General features: G+C 70.6%; 30 protein-coding genes and 2 pseudogenes. 6 read left to right on the plus strand and 26 right to left on the minus strand.

Annotated elements, in window-relative coordinates:
- Positions 1 to 120 precede the first annotated feature (120 nt).
- The 4 genes from QQ657_RS10955 to QQ657_RS10970 all read right to left on the minus strand — a co-directional run bounded on the left by QQ657_RS10955 (position 121) and on the right by QQ657_RS10970 (position 4,038).
- Positions 121 to 1,509 carry a glycine--tRNA ligase gene (locus QQ657_RS10955; protein ID WP_284741958.1) on the minus strand — a complete coding sequence of 463 codons (1,389 nt, stop codon included), beginning with the start codon at positions 1,507 to 1,509 and terminating at the stop codon, positions 121 to 123.
- Between the two features lie 83 nt (positions 1,510 to 1,592).
- Positions 1,593 to 2,234: a class F sortase gene (locus QQ657_RS10960; RefSeq protein ID WP_284741959.1), complete on the minus strand. Its 642-nt coding sequence runs from the start codon at positions 2,232 to 2,234 to the stop codon at positions 1,593 to 1,595.
- 79 nt (positions 2,235 to 2,313) lie between these two features.
- The gene (locus QQ657_RS10965) at positions 2,314 to 2,952 is read right to left on the minus strand and encodes a class F sortase (protein WP_284741960.1); all 639 of its coding nucleotides are present in this window, start codon (positions 2,950 to 2,952) and stop codon (positions 2,314 to 2,316) included.
- Entirely contained in the window at positions 2,953 to 4,038 is a 1,086-nt protein-coding gene (locus tag QQ657_RS10970; RefSeq protein ID WP_284741961.1) for an LPXTG cell wall anchor domain-containing protein, read from the minus strand.
- Between the two features lie 277 nt (positions 4,039 to 4,315).
- On the opposite strand from QQ657_RS10970, the gene QQ657_RS10975 reads away from it, so the two are divergent.
- Together QQ657_RS10975 and QQ657_RS10980 are read left to right on the plus strand one after the other, a co-directional pair.
- On the plus strand, positions 4,316 to 4,681 hold the full coding sequence (locus QQ657_RS10975) for an ArsR/SmtB family transcription factor (protein ID WP_284741962.1): 366 nt from the start codon (positions 4,316 to 4,318) through the stop codon (positions 4,679 to 4,681).
- Positions 4,681 to 5,094 carry a Fur family transcriptional regulator gene (locus QQ657_RS10980; protein ID WP_284741963.1) on the plus strand — a complete coding sequence of 138 codons (414 nt, stop codon included), beginning with the start codon at positions 4,681 to 4,683 and terminating at the stop codon, positions 5,092 to 5,094. The genes QQ657_RS10975 and QQ657_RS10980 overlap by 1 nt, the downstream gene beginning before the upstream one ends.
- A 302-nt stretch (positions 5,095 to 5,396) precedes the next feature.
- On the opposite strand, the gene QQ657_RS10985 is transcribed toward QQ657_RS10980, so the two are convergent.
- The 21 genes and pseudogenes from QQ657_RS10985 to hrcA form a co-directional block, all read right to left on the minus strand.
- Complete coding sequence (locus tag QQ657_RS10985) at positions 5,397 to 6,125, minus strand: TIGR03943 family putative permease subunit (protein WP_284741964.1); 729 nt, start codon at positions 6,123 to 6,125, stop codon at positions 5,397 to 5,399.
- 190 nt (positions 6,126 to 6,315) lie between these two features.
- Positions 6,316 to 7,317 carry a permease gene (locus QQ657_RS10990; protein WP_284741965.1) on the minus strand — a complete coding sequence of 334 codons (1,002 nt, stop codon included), beginning with the start codon at positions 7,315 to 7,317 and terminating at the stop codon, positions 6,316 to 6,318.
- Between the two features lie 119 nt (positions 7,318 to 7,436).
- The gene (locus QQ657_RS10995; RefSeq protein WP_284741966.1) at positions 7,437 to 7,862 is read right to left on the minus strand and encodes a YbjN domain-containing protein; all 426 of its coding nucleotides are present in this window, start codon (positions 7,860 to 7,862) and stop codon (positions 7,437 to 7,439) included.
- On the minus strand, positions 7,859 to 8,674 hold the full coding sequence (locus QQ657_RS11000) for an isoprenyl transferase (protein ID WP_284741967.1): 816 nt from the start codon (positions 8,672 to 8,674) through the stop codon (positions 7,859 to 7,861). Before QQ657_RS11000 ends, QQ657_RS10995 begins: the two co-directional genes overlap by 4 nt.
- 41 nt (positions 8,675 to 8,715) lie before the next feature.
- Positions 8,716 to 9,477: a DNA repair protein RecO gene (gene recO / locus QQ657_RS11005; RefSeq protein WP_284741968.1), complete on the minus strand. Its 762-nt coding sequence runs from the start codon at positions 9,475 to 9,477 to the stop codon at positions 8,716 to 8,718.
- Positions 9,478 to 9,536: 59 nt separating this feature from the next.
- Entirely contained in the window at positions 9,537 to 10,001 is a 465-nt protein-coding gene (locus tag QQ657_RS11010) for a CD225/dispanin family protein (protein WP_284741969.1), read from the minus strand.
- A gap of 70 nt (positions 10,002 to 10,071) precedes the next feature.
- Complete coding sequence (locus QQ657_RS11015; RefSeq protein ID WP_284741970.1) at positions 10,072 to 11,097, minus strand: RDD family protein; 1,026 nt, start codon at positions 11,095 to 11,097, stop codon at positions 10,072 to 10,074.
- 186 nt (positions 11,098 to 11,283) lie between these two features.
- Positions 11,284 to 11,733 carry a DUF2752 domain-containing protein gene (locus tag QQ657_RS11020; RefSeq protein WP_284741971.1) on the minus strand — a complete coding sequence of 150 codons (450 nt, stop codon included), beginning with the start codon at positions 11,731 to 11,733 and terminating at the stop codon, positions 11,284 to 11,286.
- Complete coding sequence (locus QQ657_RS11025; RefSeq protein ID WP_284741972.1) at positions 11,730 to 12,056, minus strand: CD225/dispanin family protein; 327 nt, start codon at positions 12,054 to 12,056, stop codon at positions 11,730 to 11,732. Before QQ657_RS11025 ends, QQ657_RS11020 begins: the two co-directional genes overlap by 4 nt.
- 28 nt (positions 12,057 to 12,084) lie before the next feature.
- Positions 12,085 to 12,390 (minus strand): CD225/dispanin family protein, encoded by a 306-nt coding sequence (locus QQ657_RS11030; protein WP_284741973.1) that lies wholly within the window; start codon positions 12,388 to 12,390, stop codon positions 12,085 to 12,087.
- A 1-nt stretch (position 12,391) separates the two neighbouring features.
- A complete protein-coding gene (era, locus tag QQ657_RS11035) occupies positions 12,392 to 13,288 on the minus strand; it encodes a GTPase Era (protein WP_284741974.1) in 897 nt (298 codons plus the stop codon).
- Positions 13,285 to 13,623, minus strand: coding sequence for a cytidine deaminase (locus QQ657_RS11040; protein WP_284741975.1), 339 nt, complete (start codon positions 13,621 to 13,623; stop codon positions 13,285 to 13,287). The genes era and QQ657_RS11040 overlap by 4 nt, the downstream gene beginning before the upstream one ends.
- On the minus strand, positions 13,616 to 14,962 hold the full coding sequence (locus QQ657_RS11045) for a hemolysin family protein (RefSeq protein ID WP_284741976.1): 1,347 nt from the start codon (positions 14,960 to 14,962) through the stop codon (positions 13,616 to 13,618). Before QQ657_RS11045 ends, QQ657_RS11040 begins: the two co-directional genes overlap by 8 nt.
- Before the next feature lie 9 nt (positions 14,963 to 14,971).
- The gene (ybeY, locus tag QQ657_RS11050) at positions 14,972 to 15,544 is read right to left on the minus strand and encodes an rRNA maturation RNase YbeY (RefSeq protein ID WP_284741977.1); all 573 of its coding nucleotides are present in this window, start codon (positions 15,542 to 15,544) and stop codon (positions 14,972 to 14,974) included.
- A complete protein-coding gene (locus tag QQ657_RS11055; RefSeq protein ID WP_350310665.1) occupies positions 15,541 to 15,987 on the minus strand; it encodes a PhoH family protein in 447 nt (148 codons plus the stop codon). The genes ybeY and QQ657_RS11055 overlap by 4 nt, the downstream gene beginning before the upstream one ends.
- 156 nt (positions 15,988 to 16,143) lie before the next feature.
- Positions 16,144 to 16,968 (minus strand): annotated as a pseudogene (locus tag QQ657_RS11060) (LAGLIDADG family homing endonuclease); the annotation flags it as partial.
- Positions 16,957 to 17,697 (minus strand): annotated as a pseudogene (locus QQ657_RS56665) (PhoH family protein); the annotation flags it as partial. The pseudogenes QQ657_RS11060 and QQ657_RS56665, both read right to left, overlap by 12 nt.
- An 87-nt stretch (positions 17,698 to 17,784) precedes the next feature.
- Complete coding sequence (locus tag QQ657_RS11065) at positions 17,785 to 18,147, minus strand: histidine triad nucleotide-binding protein (RefSeq protein WP_284741978.1); 363 nt, start codon at positions 18,145 to 18,147, stop codon at positions 17,785 to 17,787.
- A gap of 373 nt (positions 18,148 to 18,520) precedes the next feature.
- Complete coding sequence (locus QQ657_RS11070) at positions 18,521 to 19,273, minus strand: 16S rRNA (uracil(1498)-N(3))-methyltransferase (RefSeq protein WP_284741979.1); 753 nt, start codon at positions 19,271 to 19,273, stop codon at positions 18,521 to 18,523.
- A 3-nt stretch (positions 19,274 to 19,276) separates the two neighbouring features.
- A complete protein-coding gene (dnaJ, locus tag QQ657_RS11075; RefSeq protein WP_284741980.1) occupies positions 19,277 to 20,446 on the minus strand; it encodes a molecular chaperone DnaJ in 1,170 nt (389 codons plus the stop codon).
- A 31-nt stretch (positions 20,447 to 20,477) separates the two neighbouring features.
- The gene (hrcA, locus tag QQ657_RS11080; protein ID WP_284741981.1) at positions 20,478 to 21,500 is read right to left on the minus strand and encodes a heat-inducible transcriptional repressor HrcA; all 1,023 of its coding nucleotides are present in this window, start codon (positions 21,498 to 21,500) and stop codon (positions 20,478 to 20,480) included.
- 445 nt (positions 21,501 to 21,945) lie between these two features.
- Here hrcA and QQ657_RS11085 point away from each other — a divergent pair, with 445 nt between their 5' ends.
- The 4 genes from QQ657_RS11085 to QQ657_RS11100 are packed head-to-tail and all read left to right on the plus strand — an operon-like array spanning position 21,946 to position 24,357.
- Positions 21,946 to 22,350 (plus strand): YbaB/EbfC family nucleoid-associated protein, encoded by a 405-nt coding sequence (locus tag QQ657_RS11085; protein WP_284741982.1) that lies wholly within the window; start codon positions 21,946 to 21,948, stop codon positions 22,348 to 22,350.
- Positions 22,350 to 22,676 carry a type VII secretion target gene (locus QQ657_RS11090; RefSeq protein ID WP_284741983.1) on the plus strand — a complete coding sequence of 109 codons (327 nt, stop codon included), beginning with the start codon at positions 22,350 to 22,352 and terminating at the stop codon, positions 22,674 to 22,676. The genes QQ657_RS11085 and QQ657_RS11090 overlap by 1 nt, the downstream gene beginning before the upstream one ends.
- A complete protein-coding gene (locus QQ657_RS11095) occupies positions 22,673 to 23,869 on the plus strand; it encodes a hypothetical protein (protein ID WP_284741984.1) in 1,197 nt (398 codons plus the stop codon). Before QQ657_RS11090 ends, QQ657_RS11095 begins: the two co-directional genes overlap by 4 nt.
- Positions 23,866 to 24,357, plus strand: a complete 492-nt coding sequence (locus QQ657_RS11100; RefSeq protein WP_284741985.1) for a hypothetical protein — start codon at positions 23,866 to 23,868, stop codon at positions 24,355 to 24,357. Before QQ657_RS11095 ends, QQ657_RS11100 begins: the two co-directional genes overlap by 4 nt.
- Here QQ657_RS11100 and QQ657_RS11105 read toward each other — a convergent pair.
- Positions 24,338 to 25,198 (minus strand): aldo/keto reductase, encoded by an 861-nt coding sequence (locus QQ657_RS11105; protein ID WP_284741986.1) that lies wholly within the window; start codon positions 25,196 to 25,198, stop codon positions 24,338 to 24,340. The genes QQ657_RS11100 and QQ657_RS11105 overlap by 20 nt on opposite strands.
- Between the last annotated feature and the right edge of the window lie 14 nt (positions 25,199 to 25,212).

Consider the following 25,212-nt stretch of genomic DNA (forward strand, 5'->3'; position numbering starts at 1 on the left):
TCCCGGATCGTGCGTCACGACCTGACCGTGACAGGTGTCAGGGGTACGGCTCCCGGAATGCCATGAGGGGCACCTTCATGGCTATTAGAGCCATGAAGGTGCCCCTCATGTCCTACGGAGTCAGCAGCCGATCAGGCGGCCGGCCAGGTAGGACTCCAGCTTGTCGATCGCGACGCGTTCCTGCGCCATGCTGTCGCGGTCGCGGACCGTGACGGCGTTGTCCTCGAGGCTGTCGAAGTCGACCGTCACACAGTACGGGGTGCCGATCTCCTCCTGGCGGCGGTAGCGCTTGCCGATCGACCCGGCGTCGTCGAAGTCGATGTTCCAGTGCTTGCGCAGCAGGTCGGCGACGGCCTTCGCCTTCGGGGTCAGGTCGGCGTTGCGCGAGAGCGGCAGCACCGCGGCCTTGAACGGCGAGAGCCGCGGGTCGAGCTTCAGCACCACGCGGGTGTCGGTGCCGCCCTTGGCGTTCGGCACCTCTTCCTCGTGGTAGGCGTCGACCATGAAGGCCATCATCGACCGGCCGACACCCGCCGCCGGCTCGATGACGAACGGCCGGTACCGCTGGCCCGAGGCCTGGTCGAAGAACGACAGGTCCTGGCCCGAGTGGTTCGAGTGCGTGGTCAGGTCGAAGTCGGTGCGGTTGGCGATGCCCTCGAGCTCACCCCACTCCTGCCCGGCGTTGAACGCGAACCGGTACTCGATGTCGACGGTGCGCTTCGCGTAGTGCGAGAGCTTTTCCTTCGGGTGCTCGAAGTGGCGCAGGTTCTCGGCCTTGATGCCGAGGTCGGTGTACCACTTCGTGCGCTCGTCGATCCAGTACTGGTGCCAGGTCTCGTCCTCGCCCGGCTCGACGAAGAACTCCATCTCCATCTGCTCGAACTCACGCGTCCGGAAGATGAAGTTGCCCGGCGTGATCTCGTTGCGGAACGACTTGCCGATCTGGCCGATGCCGAACGGCGGCTTCTTCCGCGTCGTCGTCTGGACGTTGGAGAAGTTCACGAAGATGCCCTGCGCCGTCTCCGGGCGGAGGTAGTGCAGGCCTTCTTCGGACTCCACCGGGCCGAGGTAGGTCTTCAGCATCATGTTGAAGTCCCGCGGCGCCGTGTACTTGCCACGGGTGCCGCAGTTCGGGCACGGCACGTCGGACAGGTCGTCCTCGGTCGTCTCCTTGCCGCTGCGCGCCGAGTACTCTTCGGCGAGCTGGTCGGCGCGGAACCGCTTGTGGCACGAGAGGCACTCGATCAGCGGGTCGGTGAACACGTTGACGTGCCCCGAAGCCACCCACACCTGGCGCGGCAGGATCACCGAGGAGTCGAGGCCGACGACGTCGTCGCGGCCCTGGACCACGGTCTTCCACCACTGGCGCTTGATGTTGTCCTTGAGCTCGACCCCGAGCGGCCCGTAGTCCCACGCCGAGCGGGTACCGCCGTAGATCTCTCCGCTGGGGAAGACGAAACCACGGCGCTTGCACAGGCTGACTACGGTATCGATGGTGTTCGTGGGCACTCCACGCTCCGGAAGCATGCGGGGACGGTTATCGGACTTGAACGTCCAGGGTATCCGCCTGGGCCCAGGGCTTTTCGCGCAGGCTACGGCCGGGTCACCAGCGATGCCGTGACGACCCGGTTGTCCTCGTACCCCTCGCTCCCGCCGACGTACTCGCCACCGCAGGTGACCAGGAGCAGCTTGTGCGGGCCGTCCGGGTCGAACAGCTGCTCCGAGCGGCCGGCCAGCTCGGACTTGTGGATGGTCTCGGCCGCGTCGACCCGGTAGACCCAGGCACCGCCCGCGGCGTCGGTCAGCTTGACCTCCTGACCCTGCTTGACCTGCCACAGCTCGGTGAACGGGCCCTTCTTGCCCTTCCAGTTAACGTGCCCGGACAGCAGGGCGACGCCGTGGTCGGCGCCCAGCTTCGCGCCCCACCAAGCGGCTTCGTCGAGGCCTTCGGGGATCTTGAGGGCGCCCGCGTCGTCGAGGTCCTCCTGGACGAGCTTCGCGGCACCGCCACCGGGCAGGGACAGCTGCGCGGGAGCCTGGCCGGTGTCCTGCTTCGCGGGCTGGTCGGCGGCCGCCACCGGCGTGGTCGTGCCGTTCGCGCCGGCGGGTTCATCCTTTCCAGTGAAGATGAGCAGCGTGGCGACGAGCGCCGCGACCAAGAAAGCGCCGGCGACGCCGACGATCCACCAGCGGCCGGGGCCCTTCCGCCGCTCCGCCGGGTTCTGCTCCTGCATGCGCTTGTGCTCCTTCGCTGTCGTGCCGTTGCGAAGACACACATGCGCCGGCGGGCGCGGGAGGTTGCACCGAACTCGGTCAGCCCGTGGGGCGGGTCACCAGCTGGGCCGTGACCAGGCGGTTCTCGTCGTAGCCCTCGGTGCCGCCGACGTAGTCGCCGCCGCAGGTCACCAGGACCAGGCGGTGCGGGCCGTCCTGGCCGAACCACTTCGCGGCCTGCTCCGGCAGCGTCTCCTTCGGCAGCGTCGTCACGGTGTCGACGCGGTAGACCCAGCGGCCGCCCCGCGCGTCGACCACGCTCACCTCGTCGCCGTCGCGCATGCGCCAGAGCTCGTCGAACGGCCCCCGCTGCCCTTCCCAGTTCACGTGCCCGGACAGCAGCGCCGCCCCCTGGGCCGCGCCCAGCTTCGCGCCCCACCAGGCCGCGTCACCCAGGCCGCGCGGGATCGGGAGCACGCCGCGGTCGGTGAGCTCCGTCCGGACCAGGCGGGCGGTGGCGCCGTCGGGCAGCCGGACCGTGCCCGGGCGCTGCTGCGCGGCGGACTCGCTGTCCGCGGGCAGCACGGCCGGGGCCGCGTTCTCCCCCGGCAGCGAGCCGGGCGGTGGCGCGGCGGCCTGCGTCGCCGTCGGCGGCAGCCAGGTCAGCACGATGACGCCGGCCGCGAAGGCGGCCACGGCCAGCGCCGCCGAGACGGCGGCCAGCCCGGTGCGCAGCACCTAGTCCGTCCCGGACTTGCGCCGCCTGCCGAGCAGCAGCGCGACGGCCCCGAAGAACACCCCGCCGAAGAGCAGCCCGATGCCGAGCGGGACGCGCGAGCCGTCCCCGCCCGTATCGGGCGCGGCCGCGCCGAGGTACCCGGCCGGGACCTGCGTCGGCACCGCGGCCTGCGTCGCGCTCGTGCCGCCGCCGGTGCTGCCCGCGGCCTTCGCGACGAAGCCCTTCGGCACCGAGCAGCTGACCCCGCCGAGCACGATGTTCGTCTGGACGTCCTGCACCGCGGCGCCGGCCGCGTCCTTGACGTGGGTGGTGATCTCGACGCGCCAGCCGGCGACGGCGGTGTAGTCGCCACCTCGCCAGCCGTCCTGGCGGATCAGCTGGTCGAACGCGCCGACGCGGGTCAGCTTGAGGTCGGAGAGGGTGGTGTCCTTGCTCGCGTTCGCGATGTCGCCGGGCGGGCCGAGCCGCAGGTTCTTCAGCTCGAGGCCGGCGGTGCCGCCGGGCATCGGGACGATGCCGAGCCCGCCGTCCTGGCGCACCCACAGCCGGGTCACCGACGACGTGCCGGTCAGCTTCGACGGCGCGGTGCAGTCCACCGCCGTCTTGGCGCCTTCGAGCACGAGCACGGTGTTGTCGGCCGCCTTCGCGCCGCCCTGCCAGGTGTCGCGCAGCGCGTAGCTGGTCTCGGCGACGGCGGTGGGCACGGTGGTCGCCTGCAGCGCGGCGACGACGTTGTGGTCGCGGCTCGCGACGCCCGCCGGGTAGGGGTTGCCGTTGGTGTAGCGGCCGAGGTCGATCTGGTAGTGCCCGCCGAAGGTGGCGCGCTCGCCGTCGTCCTTGGGGACCGTGACGCGGTCCGTGCCGAGCTTCGACTGGCCGGGCAGCAGCGGGGAGCGCTGGGTCTCGGTGATCAGGGCGCCGCCGTGCTGGCCTTCGCCGCCGATCCGGACCGACGCGATGTTCGCGAACGAGACCGGCCCGGTCTTCTCGTCGACGGCCTGGCTCTGCGCCCCGGCGACCCCGGCGCCGACCAGCGGGAAGAGGACGGCCGTCAGCGCGGCTGCCTTGCTTGCGAAACGGGTCATGTCTCCCCACTGCGGTCGTTCGGGCGGGTCGCCAGCGTACGAGAAGCGACCAAACGCTCCGCGACAACCTTGCACCGTCGGCCACGACATGCGAAGCCGAAGAGGAATTATCCCACGAACTCACCCGAATGGAGCAATACGACCGGCCGTAGTTCGCAAGGCGAGATGACGGAGTGGGTGCTACCGCGGGGAACACTAGGATGGGCCGTGCCGTTATCGGCAATGACTACGGAATTCATGGTCGCCGGCGGCGATGACGAGCAGCGGGGAGGCGGGAATGGCGACAGTCACCGGAGGTGGCGCCCAGCCGGGCCTCGCGGAGTGCGCACCCGCGGCGGCCGAGGCACCGGCACACCCGCCGTCGTCGGTCCTGACCGACGCGGGCGACCTGCTGCGTGCGCTGGCGGCACCGGTCCGGATCGCGATCGTGCTGCAGCTGCGCGCGGCTGACCGGTGCGTGCACGAGCTGGTGGACGCCCTCGACGTCGCCCAGCCGCTGATCAGCCAGCACCTGCGGGTGCTGAAGACCGCCGGGGTGGTCCAGGGCGAGCGCCGCGGCCGCGAGGTCGTCTACCGGCTCGCCGACGATCACCTGGCGCACATCGTCGTCGACGCCGTCGCCCACGTGCAGGAAGGAAAGTGATGAACACCGTCGCCCCGCGCGGCCAAGCCCCGGTGCCCGGGCGCCGATCGACCCGCCAGCGGGCCGCGGTCGTCGAGCTGCTGAGCACCGTCGACGACTTCCGGTCGGCCCAGGAACTGCACGACGAGCTGCGCAAACGCGGCGACGGCATCGGCCTGACGACGGTGTACCGCACGCTACAGTCCCTGTCGGAGGCCGGCGAGATCGACGTGCTCCGCACGGATTCGGGCGAGGCGATCTACCGGCGCTGCTCGGCGCACCACCACCATCACCTGGTGTGCCGCCTGTGCGGGCGGACGGTGGAGGTCGAGGGGCCGGCGGTGGAGCGCTGGGCGGAGAAGATCGCGGCCGAGCACGGCTTTTCGGAGATCTCGCACACGGTGGAGATCACCGGGACCTGCGCGGAGCACTGAGCCGGCTTCCGGCGCTCGCGCCCTGGGGAAAGGTCTTGAATGAGTCATTCAGGACCTCCCACGCCCTGAATGACTCATTCAAGACACCGCCGCCACGCAGCACGGCTGCCGATGGGCGCCAAGCCCGGGCCTCCGGGGCCAGACCGGCACGCCGCCCCTGGCCACGCGACTTCGCCGACGCCGGGTCGCCGCCCGCGATTGCGGTGGGCTGGGTCGCCGCCGGTCGCCGGCCGGCCTAACGTCATGAACGACTCGTTCGAGCCGGGCGCGCCTGCCGCATCGATCGGCGCCCGGGGCCGGGCTCAGTACTCGTACGGGTCCTTCGGGGCCGGGACCGTCGCCATCGAGGCCAACGTGAAGTCGGGCGTGTAGCTGTTGTCCTTCGTGGCCGTGCCGGGGACGACCTGGCCCGTCACCTGGATCCACGCGTCGCTCGCCAGGTGGTCGGCTTCGCCGCCGCGGAGGTGGACCGTCACCGGGAACGCGTCCGCCGCGCAGCAGCTGATCACCAGGCGGGCCAGCAGTGTGCGGCCGCCGGTGTGCACGATGAATCCGGTCAGGGAGACGGTGCGGTTGTCGAGGGTGCCGGCCGCGTCCCAGCCCGCCCGGCTGACGAACTCGTTCACCGTCAGCGGCACGACGTTCCCGGTGGGCAACGGCGGGAAGGCGGCGGCGTTGGCGGCGGCCGCGCTCGCCGGGACCCGCGCCTCGGTGCGGAGCACGGAGTCCGCGCCCAGTGCGGGCGGTGCGACGAGGAAGACGGCCAGTACCGGCACCAGCAGCAGCCACGCGGGCCGCGCCGAGTGGGAGTGGTCGTGGTCGTCGTGATCCGGCTCGGCGGCTTTGGCTCGCGCGGCCAGGAGATCGCGCACGATGGCGACGGCCCCGAGCAGCACCATGACCGCCCCGCCGGCGATGATCCACGGCTGCTGCGCCGGCTTGACGTACCGCAGGTAGTCGCCGTTGACCGCGATCTTGACCAGCGCGCCGCCGAGCAGGATCAGCAGGATGTTCTGGGTTTCGCGTTTCACGCGGCCTCCAGGGTCGACGAGTGATGGCGCGAGGGACCGAACCCGGCGATCCGCGAGGTGAACGGCGCCCGGCCGCCAACCCGCGCAGCAGGCGGCGACTCGTTGTCTGCCAAGGACTTCCGGCCCACGCCCGCACCTCGAGAGCGGCGCGCCGGCGCTCGCGAACCATCCATCGAATCAGCCGGCATCGTCATGCCACCCCCACCACCAAGCCCGCCACCACGGCGCACACCACCGCCACCACGAACGTCGCCGGGGCGAAGCGCGCCGCGAATGACTTGCCGAACGTGCCTGCCTGCAGGGCGAACAGCTTCACGTCCACCGCCGGCCCCACCACCAGGAACACCAGCTTCGGCAGCATCGGCAACGCCGTCAGCGAAGCCGCCACGAACGCGTCCGCCTCGCTGCACAGCGCCAGTACCACCGCCAGCACCGCCATCACCACGATGCCCAGCACCAGCTGCTCGCCCAGCACCCCGAACCAGCGCGCCGGCACGAGCACGTTCAGCGCCGACGAGATCAGCGCTCCCAGCACCAGGAAACCGCCCGCCTCGACCAGGTCCGTGCGGGCCGTCTCGGCGAACACCCGCCACCGCTGCCCACCCGCCACGTCCGGCAAGCGCCGCAACGCCCGGGCGGTGATCCACTCCAGCTTGCCCCAGCGGGCCCACAGCCAGCCCATCACCATCGCCGTCGCCAGTGAACCCGCGAAGCGCGCCAGCACCATCTCCGGCCGGCCCGGGAACGCCACGGCCGTCGCCACCAGCACCACCGGGTTCACCGCCGGCGCCGCCAGCAGGAACGTCAGCGCCGCCGCCGGTGCCACGCCCTGCCCCATCAGCCGGCGCGCCACCGGCACCGAAGCGCACTCGCAGCCCGGCAGCGCGACCCCGGCCAGCCCCGCGACCCCGACCGCCGCGCCGGCTCGACGGGGCAGCACCTTCTCCAGGACCCGGGCCGGCACGAACGCCGCGATCGCCCCGCTGATCAGCACGCCCAGCACGAGGAACGGCAGGGCCTGCACGCAGACCGCGACGAACACGGTCGAGCCGGTGCGCAGCGCGGGCACGTCGAACGCCCGCTGCAGCCAGCCCTGGGCCAGGATCGCGACCAGCAGGATCGCGCACAGCACCTCGACGGAGCTGATGCGGAACCGGCGGGTGCGCCGGGCCGAGTCGGAAACGATGTTCACGACGGCGATGATGCCAGCACGGTCCGACAGCGAGAGCGCCGCACAGCCGCGAACGGTCGAGAAGTGCCGGATTCCGGCCGGAATTCGCCGTTCGCGGCGAAAACACCGCCCCGAGTGGGTTACTCGCCGGGCACGATTCCCGGCAAATCGGTCCGCAGCTGCGACGCCGTCGACACGACCAGCATCAGCAACGTCCCGAGCGCCGCCGCGTCCAGGCCCGCCGCCGGGAACGCGTACCGCAGGGTCACGTCCACGCCGTTGTCCGAGTGCCCGACACCCAGCGTCCCGAACAGCCCCTGCCCCGCCCGCTCGGCGACGGCGATCGACAGCTCCGGCCCGTCCGCGAGGTCCCAGCCGACCACGCAGGTCAGCGTCAGCACGGTGAGCCCCTCGCCGAGCCGGGTCGCCTGGATCACGCACGGGACGTCGCCGTGGGAGAACGTCAGCGCGCCGTCGTCGTCGACGTGCACCTCGAGGTAGCGCTCGAGGGACTCCTTCGCCTGCGTCAGCAGCTCCGCGGTCTCGGCCGCTTCGGTCGCGCTCATGACGACGACGCCTGGTCGACAGCGGCACCGAAGCGGCGATCCCGCTTCGCGAACTCCAGGCACGCGCGCCACAGGTGCGTCCGGTCGAAGTCCGGGAACAGCGTGTCCTGGTAGACCATCTCGGCGTAGGCCGACTGCCACAGCAGGAAGTTAGACGTCCGCTGCTCACCCGAGGGCCGCAGGAACAGGTCCACGTCCGGCATGTCCGGCTGGTACAGGTACTTGCCGATGGTCTTCTCGTTGACCTTGTCCGGGCTCAGCTTGCCGTCGGCGACGTCGCGGGCGATCCGCTGCATCGCGTCGCCCAGCTCGGCGCGGCCGCCGTAGTTGACGCACATCGTCATGTTCAGCGCCGTGTTGTGCTTGGTCTTCTCCTCGGCCGCCTGCAGCTCCTTGATCACCGACGCCCACAGCTTCGGCCGCCGCCCGGCCCAGCGGATGCGCACGCCGATCGAGCCCAGGTAGTCGACCTGGCGGCGGATCGTGTCGCGGTTGAAGCCCATCAGGAACCGCACCTCTTCGGGGCTGCGCTTCCAGTTCTCCGTCGAGAACGCGTACACCGAGAGCCACTTGACGCCGATCTCGACGGCACCGGCGGCGACGTCGATCATCACCGCTTCGCCGCGCTTGTGGCCTTCGATCCGCGGCAGGCCGCGCTGGTTGGCCCAGCGGCCGTTGCCGTCCATGACCAGCGCGACGTGCTTCGGGACCAGCTCGCGCGGGATTTCCGGCGGCTTCGCGCCGGACGAGTGCGGATCCGGGGCCCGCAGCTCGTACCGCGACGCCTTGTTCTCGCGTCCCCTGCGCAGCACTGCGAGCCTCCCTGGATGGGTGAAACCGATCAGGGCCGACCCTACTGCCCGCGCACCACGGGCTCCCGGGCACGTCGCTCGACCAGGGGAAGGGACCGGAGCTGACGCTCCAGATGCCATTGCAGGTGGGCCGCGACCAGGCCACTCGCGTCGCGGCGGGTGCCCGGCAACGTCGACTCGGCCATCGGCCACTCGCCGTGGAGCAGGGCCGTGAGCAGGTCCAGGACCTCGGGCGCGGGGTGCACGCAGCCGGGTACGCGGCAGTCCTGGCACATCGAGCCGCCGGCCGTGACGCTGAACGCGACGTGCGGCCCGGGCAGGCCGCAGCGAGCGCATTCGGTGAGCGCGGGCGCCCAGCCGGCGTAGGACATCGCGCGGAGGAAGAACGCGTCGAGCACGAGGGACGCGTCACGCTCCCCGGCGGCGAGGGACCGCAGTGCGCCGCAGACGAGGAGGTAGAGCTTGAGCACCGGTTCGCCCTCTTCGGCCGAGAGCCGGTCCGCGGTTTCGGCGATCGCGCTGGCCGCGGTGTAGCGCTGGTAGTCGGCGACCAGCGGCAGCGCGAACGCGTCCACGGTCTCGACCTGGGTGATGACGTCGAGCGTGCGGCCGGTGTAGAACTGCACGTCGACGTGGCCGAACGGCTCCAGCCGGGCCCCGAACCGCGAAGACGTCCGCCGCACGCCCTTCGCGACGGCGCGGACCTTGCCGTGCCGGCGCGTGAGCAGGGTGACGATCCGGTCGGCCTCACCCAGCTTGTGCGTGCGCAACACCACCCCGGTGTCGCGGTAGAGGTTCACCACCCCGACATCGTCCCACTCGCAGGCGATGCCGGGGTGGTGCGCCCCGCGGAATCACAGGATCAGCAGTAGTAGCCGTAGCAGGTGCTGACGGCCACCGCCGAGGCGATGATCACGATGATCGCCACGACACAGCCGATGCTGCCCAGGATGGTGGAGATCAGGCAGAGCGTCTTGGTGGTGCGCGACGCCTGCTCCGCCATCGCGTAGTTGCCCTGCATCTTGTACGTGCCGACCTCGTTTGACTTCATGATCGCGAAGATGCCGAGGATGAGGCCGCCCAGGAAGAGCGAAGCGATCGCCCAGCCCTTGTAGTCCTTGATGGCGTTGATGTCGCCACCGCCGGGCATGCCGTAGCCGGGCGTGCCGAAGCCACCGGACGGGGGCTGGCCGTACGGCGCGGGCTGGCCGTAGGCGGGCATCCCGCCCGACGGCGGCCCGTAGCCGGGCTGTTGCGGCTGCTGGAAACCGCCGGACTGCGGCTGCTGACCGTAGGGCGGCTGCTGCTGGCCGTAGGGATTGGTCATGAACGTCTACCCCAATTACTCGTGAACGTCCGCCGGGTCACTCCGGCGGTGGTGCGGAAAACGGCTTGCCTCAGTGGTGCGGCTGGTCGTTCGGCGGCTGGCCGAACTGACCCGGTTGGAGCTTCTGGGTCGCTTCGGGTTCGCCCTGGCCTTCGGGGCGAAGCATCTGGGTGCGCTCGGCCTGCTCGTCGAACGGAGACGCGCCACCGGGGCGGAGCATCTGGGTCCGTTCGGCCTGCTCGTCGAACGCGGACGACGGCTGCTGCCGGCCGGGCGGCGGCGCCAGCGGCTGCCCGAAGCCACCGGACTGCGGCTGGTCGAACCCGCCCGGCTGCGGCTGCTGCCCGAAGCCACCCGGCGCGGGCTGCTGCGGGAACCCACCCGGCTGAGGCTGGTCGAAGCCGCCGGACGGGGGCTGCTGCGGGAACCCGCCGGGCTGCTGGCCGAACTGGCCGGGCTGCTGCCCCGGCGGCGGGTAGCCACCGGCAAAAGGCTGCTGCTGAGCGAACGGGGCCTGGCCGGGCGTGGCGTCGGCCTGCACCACGACGGAGCCGACGATCTTGTCCGCGAAGGTCTGGCCCTTGTCGTCCCAGAGCGGCCACAGGTAGCCGATGGAGCAAGCCACGCTGTCGGCGGCGTGGCAGAGGTCGCGGAGGAACGCCGTGCCGGCGCCGATCGGCTGCCCGGTGGCCTCGCTGACGAGCTTGATCTTCGCGACGCGCTTGCCGAGTGACTGGCCGGTGTTGCCCTGCTGGATCCAGCGGTTGAAGACCGCCCAGCCGATCCAGGCGAGCGTGCCGAGGATGGCGACGATCTGCAGGATGCCGATCTTCCCCATCACCGCCACGATGATGAAGATCAGGTACAGCAGGGCCAGCGGCCCCATGTCGATGAGCCAGCCCAGCGCGCGCTGGCCCCAGTTCGCGTAGTTCTGCGGTGCACCGAAGGGATTTCCCGGCTGGCCGAACGGCGCCGGCTGCCCGAAGGGCGCGGGCTGCCCGTACGGCGGCGGCGCCTGACCGGGCGGCGGCTGTCCGAACGGCTGCTGGCCGCCGGGCGGCTGCCCGAACGGCTGCTGACCGTAGGGATCGGTCATCTGGGTATCCCCCTCGCTGATCACTCCACCGCACGCTTCGCGCGGAATCCGGTGCGAATGTACGGCACCGGTCCGCGGGAGCGTACTCGGTTCACCTGCGGCCGCGCTGCCCAGGCATCCACTGTCCGGGTGAACCGGACGAGCCTCCGACGCGGTGCGTGGCGAAGCGGTTCCCGTGCGTCGAATTCAGACGCGCAGGCCGGTGAACGGGGCGAACGGGAGGTTGCGAATGACGAACCAGACGACGAACACGACGCCGACGGTCAGCGGGGTCCAGCGCCAGTGCAGCCAGCTGTTCACCCAGCGGCCACGCAGCCGCCCGACCGTCCAGGCGACCGTGCTCCAGACGAAGAGCAGGATGAACACGAGCGACACGGCGTTGTAGTGCAGGGCCGCGGGAAGGTCGCCGTGCATCAGGCTGTACGCCATCCGCATGCCGCCGCAGCCGGGGCAGTCGATGCCGAGCAGCGCCTTGGTCGGGCAGACCGGGAGCCAGCCGCCGGGGGTGGTGGGGTCGCCGATCAGGACCGCCGCGCAGCACACGCCGAGCCCGCCGACGATGGCCATCGGGGCGCCGAGCGCGCGCAGGGTGGCCTTGGCGCCGCGGGCGGGGTATCCCGTGTAGACGGTCGTCATGGCATCAACGACCAGAACGAGACGCCGACGAAGGCGAACATGACCAGGATGAACACCAGGTAGAGCGCGACCAGGATGCCGGAGGAAATCGCCGACCACATCGCCCACTTGCGGGCTTCGTCGGCGGCCCGGTGCGCTTCGGCGTGGAAGCCCTGGAACCACAGTGAGTTGACCTGGCTCGCCTTCACGATGGCGACGATACCCAACGGCAGGCAGCACATCACCGTCGACAGGATCGCCCAGACCAGGTTGTTGTCCGGCGGCGGCCCGTAGTTCGGCACCCAGCCGTGGGGTGGCGGGTACTGCGGGTAGGGCTGGGTCACCGGGGATCGCCTCCTGCTGCCGTCGTCGTCAGTTCGACGCGGCGTCGTCGGTGAGCGTTCCGAAGAGCAGGACGATCGTCACGATCGCCGCGACCCACAGCACGGCGCCGGCGACGGCGGCGACGACCGCCCACCGCCGGGCGTCGCGGGCCGACGCGAGGGCGGCGTCCTGATCGCCCTGGGCCCAGAGCTTTTCGACCTTGGCGGCCTGGTAGATCGACAGGGCGCCGAACGGGAGGCAGCACAGGATCGCGCTGACGATCCCCCAGACCAGGTTGCTCGCGGGTGGCGGCCCGGGGTTGTAGTCGGCGGGCGGGCGCGGGCGCTCGGTCACGTCAGAACCCGAGCCGGCGCAGCTGCCGGGGGTCGCGCTGCCACTCTTTGGCCACCTTGATGTGCAGGTCGAGGTAGACCTTCGAGCCGAGCAGCGCCTCGATGTTCTTGCGGGCGGTGGCGCCGACCTCGCGCAGCCGCTCGCCCTTGTGCCCCAGGATGATGCCCTTCTGGCTGGGGCGCTCGACGTAGAGGAACGCGTGCACGTCGATGAGGTCGTCACGGCCTTCGCGGGGCAGCATCTCTTCGACGGTGACGGCGATCGAGTGCGGCAGCTCGTCGCGGACGCCTTCCAGCGCCGCCTCGCGGATGAGCTCGGCGACCAGTGTCTGCTCGGGTTCGTCGGTGAGCTCGCCGCCCGGGTAGAGCTGCGGGCCCTCGGGGAGCTTCTTGACGAGCAGGTCCGCGAGAGCACCGACCTGGAAGCCGTCCACGGCGGACACCGGGATCAGCTCGGCGAAGTCCATGACGTCCTGCAGCGCGAGCAGCTGCTCGGCGACCTGCTGGGGCTGGACCAGGTCGGTCTTGGTGACGATGCCGATGACCGGCGTCCGCTTGGCGATTTTCTGCAGTTCGGCGGCGATGAACTTGTCGCCGGGGCCGATCTTTTCGTTGGCGGGCACGCAGAGTCCCACGACGTCCACTTCGGACCACGTCGTGTGCACGATGTCGTTGAGCCGCTCGCCGAGCAGGGTGCGGGGGCGGTGCAGGCCGGGGGTGTCGATGAGGACGAGCTGGGCGTCCTCGCGGTGCACGATGCCGCGGATCGCGTGGCGCGTGGTCTGCGGCTTGCTGGAGGTGATCGCGACCTTGGTGCCGACGAGGGCGTTGGTCAGCGTCGACTTGCCGGCGTTGGGACGGCCGACGAAGCAGGCGAAGCCGGAACGGTGTTCGGTCATCGCTCCAGCACCTCGATGACCGCGCCGCTCGGGTCGGCGAGGATGATCGGCGCGTACTTCGCGATGTCGCGGATCGCGTGCCGGGAAGCTTCCTTGAGCAGGCCTTCGCCGGTGACGACGGCGGCCGCTTCGATGCCTTCGGCGCCGCTGGACAGCGCGGCGGCGACGGCGGCCTGCAGCGCGGTGAGCTTGAACGACGGCTGGTCGACCGTGCCCGCCGCGTAGGTGCGGCCGTCGGTGTCGCGGATCGCGGCGCCTTCGGCGGCCTGGATCCGGGCGCGCGAGGACCGGGCGAGGGTGACCAGCTTCTGGTCCTCCGCCTCGAGGTCAGGCATGTTCGACGCTCCTGTCGCGTTCGTCGGGGTGGGGCAGGCGGGTGCGGCGCCGGGTGGTGCGGTCGGCTGGGTCGGTCATCGCCTCGGCGTCGGCCGGGTGCACGACCACCGAGGTGATCCGCATGCGGCCGCGCCGGTCCTTGCCCCCTTCGGCGAACAGCCGAAGGCCGGCGACCTCGGCTTCGGCCCCCGGTAGCGGGACCCTACCCAGTCGTTCCGCGAGCAGCCCGCCCACGGTCTCCACGTCGTGGTCTTCGAGGTCGATGCCGAAGAGCTCGCCCAGGTCGTCGACGCTCATCCGGGACGACACGCGGACGGCGCCGCCGGTGAGCTCCTCGACCTCGGGGCGCTCGTCGGCGTCGGACTCGTCGGTGATCTCGCCGACGATCTCCTCGAGGACGTCTTCGATGGTGAGCAGGCCGGCGGTGCCGCCGTACTCGTCGACGGCGATCGCCATGTGGTGGTGCGAGCGCTGCATCTCCTTGAGGAGCTCGTCGAGCCGTTTCGAGTCGGGGACGAAGGAGGCTTCGTTCATCAGGGTGTCGACGACCGTGCTCGAGCCGTCCGGGTCCATGTACGCCGACATCAGGTCCTTGATGTTGACGACGCCGACGATGTCGTCGACCGAGTCGTCGATCACCGGGAGCCGGGTGAAGCCGGTGCGCAACGCCAGGGCGAGGGCCTGGCGGACGGTCTTGGTGCGCTCGATCCAGACGATCTCGGTGCGCGGCACCATGACCTCGCGCGCGATCGTGTCGCCGAGCTCGAACACCGAGTGGATCATCTCGCGCTCGGAGTCCTCGACGACGCCGCGTTCCTGCGCGAGGTCGACGAGCTCGCGCAGCTCGACCTCGGAGGTGAACGGGCCTTCGCGGAAGCCCTGGCCGGGGGTGATGGCGTTACCGATGAGGATGAGCAGCCGGGACAGCGGGCCGAGGACCGAGCCGAGGACGCGGACGGGCCCGGCGACGTAGCGGCCGATGCGGTAGGGGTGCTGGCGGCCGAGGGTGCGGGGGCCGACGCCGATGAGGACGTAGCTCACGACGATCATCACGACCGCGGTGACCAGCACGGCGATGCCGAGCGGCCGGAGCCGGGTGCCGATGAAGACGGTGACCAGCACCGTGGCGGTGAGCTCGCAGCCGAGGCGCAGCAGGAGCAGCAGGTTGATGTGCCGGCGTCGTTCGACGACGACCGCCGCGAGGTGGCGGGCACCGGGCAGCCCGAGCCGGGCGAGGCCTTCGGCCCGGGCTTGCGACACGGTGCTGATGGCGGCGTCGGCCGCCGCGAACACGCCCGCGAGGAGCACGAGCGCGATCGCGAAGAGGAGCTGGACCATGGCTGGCGCCTAAGGCGTTTCCCCGGTGGGTGGTTCGCCGGCCGGCGCGACGCCCGCGTCGAGCCCGGCGATGCCGAGCACGCGGTCGTCGGTGTTGCGCTGGGCGTCGCGCTTCTGCAGGGCGGCGACGGCGTCCTGGTACTCGCCGAGGATCCGCTTCTGGAGGGCGAACATCTCGCGCTCTTCGGCGGGTTCGGCGTGGTCGTAGCCGAGGAGGTGGAGGCAGCCGTGCACGGTGAGCAGGTGCAGCTCGTCGATCAGGGCGTGGCCCGCGGTCTTGGCCTGGTCCTTGGCGAAGGCCGGGCAGAGCACGATGTCCCCGAGCAGCGCCGGTGACGCGTCGGGCGCGTCCGGGCGGCGGGAGGAGTCGAGCTCGTCCATCGGGAAGGCCATGACGTCGGTGGGACCGGGGAGGTCCATCCAGCGTTCGTGCAGGTCTTCCATGACCTCGAGGGTGACGAGCAGGATGGACAGCTCGGCGAGCGGGCTGACCTCCATCTTGTCGAGGGCGTAGCGGGCGGCCGAGACGATGGACGTCTCGTCGACGTCGACGCCGGACTCGTTGGCGATTTCGATGCTCAACGCCGGTTGCCCTTCCAGCCGTTGCCTTGCTGCTGGTCCTGGGCGTCCTGCACGGCCTGCCACTTCTCGTAGGCGTCGACGATGTCGCCGACGAGCTTGTGCCGGACGACGTCCTGGCTGGTCAGTTCGGAGAAGTGGAGCCCGTCGACGCCGCCCAGGATGTCGCGGACGACGCGGAGGCCGCTGCGCTGCCCGTTGGGCAGGTCGACCTGGGTGACGTCACCGGTGACGACGATCTTGGAGCCTTGGCCGAGGCGGGTGAGGAACATCTTCATCTGCTCGGGCGTGGTGTTCTGCGCCTCGTCGAGGATGATGAAGGCGTCGTTCAGCGTGTTGTGCGTCAGCAGGTGGTCCTCGGTGACGTAGAGCGAGTCTTCCGCCGCGACCTGGATGCACACCGCTTCGGCGCGCCCGGCCGGTTCGATGCTCTCGATGAACCGCATCGGCCGCCCACCGCCACCGGCTGCCCCGTACTTCAGCAGCTTGCGGGTCAGGCGGAACGGCGGGATCTCCGCGGGCAGCCGGATTTCGAGGACGTGGGCGTCGTACCGGTAACCGACGTCGCGTCCCTTCGCTCGGCCTGGCCTGCGGCCGAGAGCGACACGGCGCCGGATGTAGGCGACCCCACCGAGTGACTGCACCAGGCGGATGACGTCGTCCTTCAGCTGCGGGGACGTCGTCGTGTACTGGATGCGGCAGGTGCGGGCGAGCTGGGTCACCGGTCCGCCGTCCGAATCCAGGAGCCCCTGCAGGATCGCGAGCCGGACGTCCGCGGAGTTCTGGAGGTAGACCTCCGGCACGAACTTGGAGTGCGAGCGCGTCCCGATCAGGCCCAGCTCGCGCAGGGCACCGGTGACCGGGTTCTCCAGGGTGATCACGTCACCTGGTTCCCGGACGCGATTCAGGAGGTAGTCGACTCCGCCCTTGTGACGCAGGCGAACTCCGGGTAGCGCATTTTCGAGGGCGATCGCCAGCTCAGGGTCCTCGGGCGCGAAGCTCGGGGTCGTGGAGCCGGTCAGGCAGCCGTCACCGAGCAGAAGGCCCAGCGCGTAGGGGTCCATCGGGACCGCACGCTCGGGGTGGCAGACCGGCGCCTGCAGCATGGGCAGCTCGTACCGTCGCGCGTGAGCGGCTCGGAGCTTGCCGATCATGTCCTTGGTCTCGAGGACACGCCACGGCTTGTTGCGGCGCTTGTCGGCTGCGGTCCGGACCGTCCAGAGGTGCTCGCCGCAGCAGAGCGTCGAAGACCTGTCGCTCGCGGTGACGCGGTAGATGTCCTTCTCGCCCTGCGGATACACGCCCAGGACGAGCGTCGGCTCGCCACTGGAGCCGATGACCAGGTCACCGACTGCCAGCTCGCCGATCGGACGCCAGCCGTCCGGGGTCAGCACCGGCGTGTCGACGGGCTGCGCGCGGCCACGCATGTAGGCCAGCGGCGCGATCTCGATGGTGCCGGCCTGCATGAGCCGCGGGATCGACTCGGGTTCGACCATGTCGTGCAGCGCGTCGTAGAGGGGCCGCAGGTAGGGGTCGATCTTCTCGTTGAGCGTGCCGGGCAGGTAGCCGAGGCGCTCGCCGGCTTCGACGGCCGGGCGGGTCAGCACGATGCGGGTGACCTGCTTGGCCTGGAGGGCCTGGACGGCCTTCGCCATGGCGAGGTAGGTCTTGCCGGTGCCGGCGGGGCCGATGCCGAAGACGACGGTGTGCTTGTCGATGGCGTCGACGTAGCGCTTCTGGTTGAGCGTCTTGGGCCGGATGGTCTTGCCGCGGCGGGAGACGATGTTGAGGCTGAGGACCTCGGCGGGCGAGGCGTCTCCGGTGGAGAGCATGCCGATGGTGCGGCGGACGGTGTCCGGGCCGACCTGCTGCCCGCCGGTGGCGAGGGTGACGAGGTCGGCGAAGACGCGTTCGGCGAAGGCGACGTCGGCGGGTGTGCCGGTCAGGGTGACTTCGTTGCCGCGAACGTGCACGTCGGCGGCCAGGAGTTCCTCGGCGACACGGAGGTTCTCGTCACGGGAGCCGAGCAGGCTGAGCGCGGCGGCGTCGGGGATGGGGAACCGGGATTGCGCGGCCTGGACGGCGGCATCCTCGGTCTTGGCGACGTCCCCCGGGACGTCGGGTCGGGCGGCTCCACCCGGTACGGTTCCGGCCACGTGGCCTCAGGCCTGCTTTCTCGGTGAGGGAGAACGGACCCCACCGATGCTACTGGCACCCACCGACAGAACGCAGACGGGTTTCGCCTAGTCCTGCTCAGGGGCCCCAAAGAGCCCCAGAGGCTCCCCACCCAGAACATGGGCATGAACATGAAAAACAGTCTGCCCGGCATCCCCATCGGTGTTGAACACAACCCGATACCCCGACTCAAGAACCCCTTCAAGCTCAGCAACCCGCCGAGCGCTCAGAGCAACGGCAGCAAGAAGCTGAGGATCAGCCGAGGCAAGCTCCCCCAGGTTCCGGTACCGCTTCTTGGGCACCACAAGCACATGAACCTTCGCTTGAGGCCGAATATCCCGAAAGGCAAAGGTCAGATCATCCTGATAGACAACATCAGCAGGGATCTCACCAGCAATGATCCGCTCGAAGAGAGTCTCATCCTCACTCATGAGAGACACCCTATCGACAGCAAGCCGCCCCACGAGCCAGGCACCGAGCGGCGGTCGCGGGGGTCCGGGGCTTGCCCCGGCTGGGGGTCTGGGGGTTTGACCCCCAGAGAACACAACGAACGCGGAGCGGCCACCGAGTCGAGCGAAGCGAGAGGAAGGGGGCCGCGGAGCGGTAGACCCTGGGGGTCGATCTACCGCCACCGCGGCGGCCGCCGGACCGAGGGGGGAGGTGCCCGGCGGGGTCTGTGCTTTCCCAGTGGCGCGCCGAACCCGGAAACGGTGTGTGGCGCGTTAGTAAACGAGAGTAACGGGTCGGAGTGTGATCGCGCCATAACTGGGCGCAAAATCGGGGGTCTTTTTTCCGGTGATCTTTTCACCGCCAGCGGGTGCTGAGCGCGCCCAGCGCACCGAGGGCGACGGCCGCGGCGGTGGACGTGCGCAGCACCGTCGTGCCCAGCCGGACGGCGCGGGCTCCGGCTTCCCGCAGCGTGCGGAGTTCTTCGTCGGTGATGCCACCTTCGGGTCCCACGACGAGGAGGAGATCTCCGGTGTCGGGGAGGGTGAGGTCGGTGAGGCGGTCGGGGACGTCGGACTCGAGGACGACGGCGAGGGACATGGTGGCGGCGAGGCCGGCGAGCTCGCGGGTGCCGGCGGGTTCGGTGACGTCGGGGACGTGGGCGCGGCGGGCTTGCTTGGCGGCGGCGCGGGCGGCGGCGCGCCAGCGGGCGAGGGCTTTGTCGCCGCGGCCGCCGTCGTCCCACTTGGCGACGCTGCGGGCGGCGCGCCAGGGGACGATCGCGTCGACGCCGGCTTCGGTGGCGAGCTCGACCGCGAGTTCGCCGCGGTCGCCCTTGGCGAGGGCCTGGGCGAGCACGACGCGCAGGGCGGGTGGTTCCTCGGTCCAGCTTTCCTCGACCGACAGCGTCAGAGCGGCGTCGCGGCCGGGCTGGACGGCTTCGACGACGCAGCGCGCCATGGTGCCCGCGCCGTCGGAGAGGACGAGCCGCTCCCCCGTGCGCAGGCGGCGGACCGTGGCCGCGTGCCGGGCTTCCTCGCCGTCGAGGACTGTGCGTCCCGAAGCGGGCACGGAGGTGGCGAGGAAGACCGGCAGGGTGGTGTCGGGCACGGGTCAGCGGTGGTTCTTGGCGCGCAGCTTGGAGAACAGGCCGCCGTGCTTGGCGCCGTTGGACGCCAGCGTGGGGACTTCCTCGCCGCGCTGCTGGGCGAGTTCGACGAGGAGGTCGCGCTGGGCTTCGTCGAGCTTGGTCGGGACCACTACGTCGATGTGGACGTGGAGGTCGCCGCGGCCGTCGACGCGGCCGGAGGACCGCAGCCGGGGCATGCCCTTGCCGGTGAGGACGAGCTCGGCGTTGGGCTGGGTGCCGGGTTCGACGTCGAGTTCGTAGTCGCCGTCGACCAGCGTCGAGATGGGCACCGTGGCGCCGAGGGCGGCGGTGGTCATCGGGATGCGGAAGTTGCAGTGCAGGTCGTGGCCCTGCCGGACGAAGACTTCGTGCGGGGTCTCGTCGATCTCGACGTAGAGGTCGCCGGCCGGACCGCCGCCGGGGCCGACCTCGCCCTGGCCGGACAGGCGGATGCGCATGCCGTCGCCGACGCCCGGCGGGATCTTGGCCGTGACGTTGCGGCGGGCGCGGATGCGGCCGTCGCCGCCGCACTGGCGGCAGGGGTCGGGGATGACCTCGCCGAAGCCGCGGCAGACCGGGCACGGGCGGGCCGTGACGACCTGGCCGAGGAACGACCGCTGGACGGACTGGACCTCGCCGGCGCCGCCGCACGTGTCACAGGTCTTGACGCCGGTGCCTTCGGTGGTGCCGGCGCCGCGGCAGAGGTCGCAGACGATCGCGGTGTCGACGGCGATCTCCTTGTCGACCCCGGTGGCGCAGTCCTCGAGGCTGAGGCCGAGCCGGATCAGCGCGTCGGAGCCGGGCTGGACGCGGCTGCGCGGGCCACGCCCGCGGCCACCGCCACCGCCGCCCGCGGCACCGAAGAAGGCGTCCATGATGTCGCCGAGGCCGCCGAACCCGGCGAACGGGTCGCCGCCGCCCCCGCCGCGCGCGCCGCCGTCCATCGGGTCGCCGCCCAGGTCGACGATCTTGCGCTTCTGCGGGTCGGACAGCACTTCGTAGGCCGTGGTGACCTCGCCGAACTTGTGCTGCGCGTCTTCCGACGGGTTGACGTCGGGGTGCAGCTCCCTGGCCAGCTTCCGGTACGCGCGCTTGATGTCCTGATCGCTCGCGTTCTTGGCCACCCCGAGGATGCCGTAGTAGTCCCTCGCCACCGTCTCTGCTTCTCCTTCTGCTCTGCCCGGCTCAGCGGCCGTGCAGGATCTGCCCCACGTAGTTGGCGACCGCGCGCACCGCGGCGATCGTGCCGGGGTAGTCCATCCGGGTCGGGCCGACCACCCCCATGCCACCGAGCACCATGTCCTGGCCGTATCCGATCGAGACGACCGAGGTGCTGCGCATCTGCTCGTCCTCATTTTCCTCACCGATGCGGACCGTGATCGCACCGGGGTTGCGCGCGGCGGCCAGGAGCTTGAGCACGACCACCTGCTCCTCGAGGGCTTCGAGGACCTGGCGCAGCGAACCCGGGAAGTCGGCGACGTTGCGCGTGAGGTTCGCGGTGCCGCCGAGGACCAGGCGTTCTTCGGGGTGTTCGGCCAGCGACTCGACCAGCACGGTGGTGACGCGGATGAGCGCGTCCCGCAGCTCGCCGGGTGCCTGGTCGGGCAGTTCGGCGACGCGCGCCGCGGCGTCGTTGAGCCGCCGGCCGGACATGGCCGTGTTGAGCACGGACCGCAGCCGCGCCACGTCTTCTTCGGTGACGACGTCGCCGAGGTCGACCGTCCGCTGGTCGACCCGGCCGTTGTCGGCGATCAGCACGAGCATCAGCCGCGCCGGGGTGAGCGGCACCACTTCGAGGTGGCGCACCTTGGCGTTGGTCAGCATCGGGTACTGGACGACGGCGACCTGCCGGGTCAGCTGCGCGAGCAGCCGGACGGAGCGCTTGAGGACGTCGTCGAGGTCGGTGCCGCTGTCGAGGAAGGAGGTGATGGCCCGGCGCTCGGCGGCGCTCAGCGGCTTGATCTCGGAGAGCCGGTCGACGAAGAGGCGGTAGCCCTTGTCCGTCGGCACGCGGCCGGCACTGGTGTGCGGCTGGGTGATGTAGCCCTCTTCCTCGAGGGTGGCCATGTCGTTGCGCACGGTGGCGCTCGACACACCCAGGTTGTGCCGCTCGACGATCGCCTTGGAGCCGACGGGTTCCTGGTTGGAGACGTAGTCGGCCACGATCGCGCGCAGCACGTCGAAGCGGCGCTCGTCCGCGTTGGCCACCGGTTCCTCACCTACTTCGCTCGCTGCTCAGCTTGAGTTTACGGAAGCCTGAGCCGGTCGTGCTCAACCCCGCCCACCGAGGTGGGGTCAGGGCGGCGAGTCTCGCTCCCCGGCCGCGTCGCGGGGGGGGGCTCGACGAGGGTCACGCGGGCCGAGGCGGCGGCTCGAACGTCTTGAATGACTCATTCAGGTCGTCGGACGAGGTGAATGAGTCATTCAAGACGTCGCCGCCACCCCCTCGAACGGCACACCCGGACCCCGCGCACCACCGGAGACCTGGGCCGGCGCCGGTTAAAGAACGCACAAATGAATTCCCATGCGTTGTTCTCCAAAAAATTCTCCGGGTTGTCGGCGGAACCGAAACGGGGTTTGCTGCCTCTGATCCGCATGCCCTTCCCTTACCTCCGAGGTCGCCGTGAACACAGTTGAACCCGCTTCGGCCGGTATGCCCGAAATCGCCCGGCGCGCCGCGGAGGCCAAGGCCCGCCTCCAGCGGATCTCGGCGACCGCGACGAGCGCCGACGGCGCCGTCACGGTGACCGTCAACACCAGCGGTGCGCTGCAGGAACTCACCTTCGGCCCGCGTGCCGACGAGCTGCCGCGCGCCCGGCTCGCGGCGGCCGTCGTGGCCACCGCGAAACGCGCCCAGCTGCAGGCGGCCCAGCAGCTCACGAGCGTGATGGCGCCGGTGATCGGCACCGACAGCGACGCCATGAAATTCCTCCGGGAACAGATTCCGGAGCCCGAATTGCCCGAAGAGGAATCACCTCGGGAATTCACCCGGAAACCGCCGCCGCGGCCGGGTGACGACGAGGACTTCGGCGGCCCGATCCTGCGCCGGGGGCTCTGATGGCCGGCCGGGCGATGAAGGTCGACTTCGACGTCCTCGGCGGCCACGAGGACGAGATCCGCGAGATCGCCGACCGGGTGCAGCAGGCGGTCGAGGCCGCCGGCACCGCCGGTGCGCTCGACTTCGACGCGTTCGGGCTGGTCGGGCAGGTGTTCGCGGTACCGATCCAGGGCTGGGTGGACACCGCCGACAGCTTCTTGAGCGCCGCCGTCGAGGCCGGCCACGAGGTCGCGGACCGGGTGAAGACCGCGCACACGGCGTTCCGCGACCACGAACAGCAGACGAAGTGCCTGATCGAGGGCATCGGCAAGGAGCTTCCGGCATGACCGAGAACGCACTGGTCGCGACGGCCGAGTCGCCGGGCGGCTTCTGGAGCGGCATGGGCGACGGCTCGAAGGGCGAGCTGGACAACCTCAACGCCCAGACCGGCGGCGCGGGCATCTTCAGCGACGCCGCGTCGACGCTCACCGACGCGCGCAACGGCGACTGGGGCAACCTCGCCATGGACGTCGGCACCGACGCCCTCGACCTGCTCGGCGCGGCGATGGACCCGCTCGGCACGCTGGCCGGCGCCGGGGTCGGCTGGCTGATCGAGCACATCAGCTTCCTCAAGGACGGCCTCGACAAGCTCGCCGGCAAGCCCGAAGCCGTCACCGCCAAGGCCGTGACCTGGACGAACATCGCCAAGCAGCTCACCGAAACGGCCGAGAGCTACGAGCGGCAGGCCAAGAAGGTCCAGCAGTCCTTCAGCGACTGCGGCTCCGCCGAGGCCTACCAGCGGACGGCCGAGAGCTACGTCAGCGTCCTGCGCGGCGCGGCGTCGCACGCCGGGGACGCTTCGACCGCGATGAACGTCGGCGCGGCACTGGTCGGCACCGAGCGCGGGCTGATCCGCGACATGATCTCGTCGTTCGTGGGCGAGCTGATCGTCAAGGCACTGGCCGCGCTCGCCGCGTCCTGGTGCACCTTCGGCGGCACGATCGCGGCGTTCATCGCCGACACGGTCGTCGAGGGCGGGGTGCTCGCCGAGAAGATCAGCACGCGCATCGCGAAGATCGTCGAGAAGCTGGAGAGCCTGGCGAAGGGCGCGGGCAAGTCGAAGGCGGCCCTCGAAGGCGCGGCGAACGCGCTGAAGAAGGTGGGCAAGGGCGTCGACAAGCTCGTGGACAAGAGCGTCGACACGGCGGCGGGCATCGAGCGGAAGGCCAACGAGCTGAAGCAAGCCGGCAAAGAGGCCAAATCCGCCGAGGAGACGGCGAAGGGGTGGAGCGACGCCGCCGAGTCGCACGTCCCCGGCCGCGAAAAGGTCGAAGGCCTCGGCGACAAGTACTCGGAGGACGGCCGCAGCGCGCTCAAGCCGGCGGAGTGGCAGAAGGCCGGCGGCTACCCGGGGTGGAGCACCGCGGACACCGTCGGTGTCGTGACCGAGGGCCGCCGTCAGGAGAACGAGCAGATCGACCGCTACCACGAGGGCCAAGAGGCCTACGAGAAGGAACACCCCGAAGGCGAGGCCGAGTGATCGAGCAGGCCGAGGTGGAGCTGGCCAATCGCCACGGCCGGCTCCACCCCTCGCAACGGGGAAAGCTGCTCGACCTCAACTTCTGGGTGGCGGCCGTCCTGGTCGTCGCCGGTCTCGTGGTGGCGGTGCTGCTCGCCGCCGTGGCGGAGACCGCCGCCGAAGTCCTCGGCACCCTCGTCCCGATCCTGGCGATCACCGCCTGGTTCGCGTTCGTCTGCTGGCGCCGGCTGGCGGACGTGCGGAGCGGGCAGCTGGTCGCGACCACGGGCTGGACCCACGACTTCGGCAGGCAGCGACCCGAAGGCGACTACCCGATCGCGCTCTCCACCCGGCTCAGCCAGGGCTACCACGAGCACTACTACCTGAAGGCGGGCGGCCGGATCCGGCCGGTGGAGCGGAAGCTCCGCGAGCGGATCCAGCCGGACCGCACCAACACCGTCTACACCACGCCGCGCAGCAAGCTGCTGATCAACGTCCTGCCGGCGTAGCACCGATCGCGTCGAACTCGGCGTCGGTCAGCTCGATGTCCGCCGCCGCGATGTTGTCCTCGAGGTGCGCGACCGACGAGGTCCCCGGGATCGGCAGCACGACGGGCGACCGCTTGAGCAGCCAGGCGAGCGCGAGCTGCGACGGCGAGGCGTCGTGTTCCTTGGCGAGCGTCGTGAGCGGGCTGTCCGGCCCGGCGAGCGCGCCGGTGGCGAGCGGGAACCACGGGATGAAGGCGATGCCGTGTTCGGTGGCGTGGTCCAGCAGCGGCTCGGCGTCGCGGTTGGCCAGGTTGAACAGGTTCTGCACGGAGACGATCTCCGCGGTCTGCTGCGCTTCCTTCAGCTCGTCCACGCTGATTTCGGACAGGCCGATGTGCCGGATCTTGCCTTCATCCTGGAGTTTCTTCAGCTCACCGACCTGCTCGGCGACCGGCACCTTCGGGTCGATCCGGTGCAGCTGCAGCAGGTCGATCCGGTCGAGGCCGAGGTGCCGCAGGTTCAGCTCCACCTGCTGGCGCAGGTACTCGGGGCGGCCGACCGGGATCCACTGGTTCGGCCCCTGCCGGGTGAAGCCGGCCTTGGTGGCGATGACGAGCTCGTCGGCGTACGGGTGCAGCGCCTTCTTGATCAGCAGGTCGGCGACGAACGGGCCGTACGAGTCGGCGGTGTCGATCAGCGTCACACCGAGCTCGACGGCCCGCCGCAGCACGCGCACGGCTTCCTCGGGGTCCTTCGGGTCGCCCCAGACCCCCGGCCCGGTCAGCTGCATGGCGCCGTACCCGAGACGGGTGACCGGGAGGTCGCCACCGAGGGTGAAGGTGCCGGAGTTCTTGACGCTCATTCGTCTTCCTAACG

This window comes from Amycolatopsis ponsaeliensis, assembly GCF_030182635.1.
Taxonomy (GTDB): Bacteria; Actinomycetota; Actinomycetes; order Mycobacteriales; family Pseudonocardiaceae; genus Amycolatopsis; species Amycolatopsis ponsaeliensis.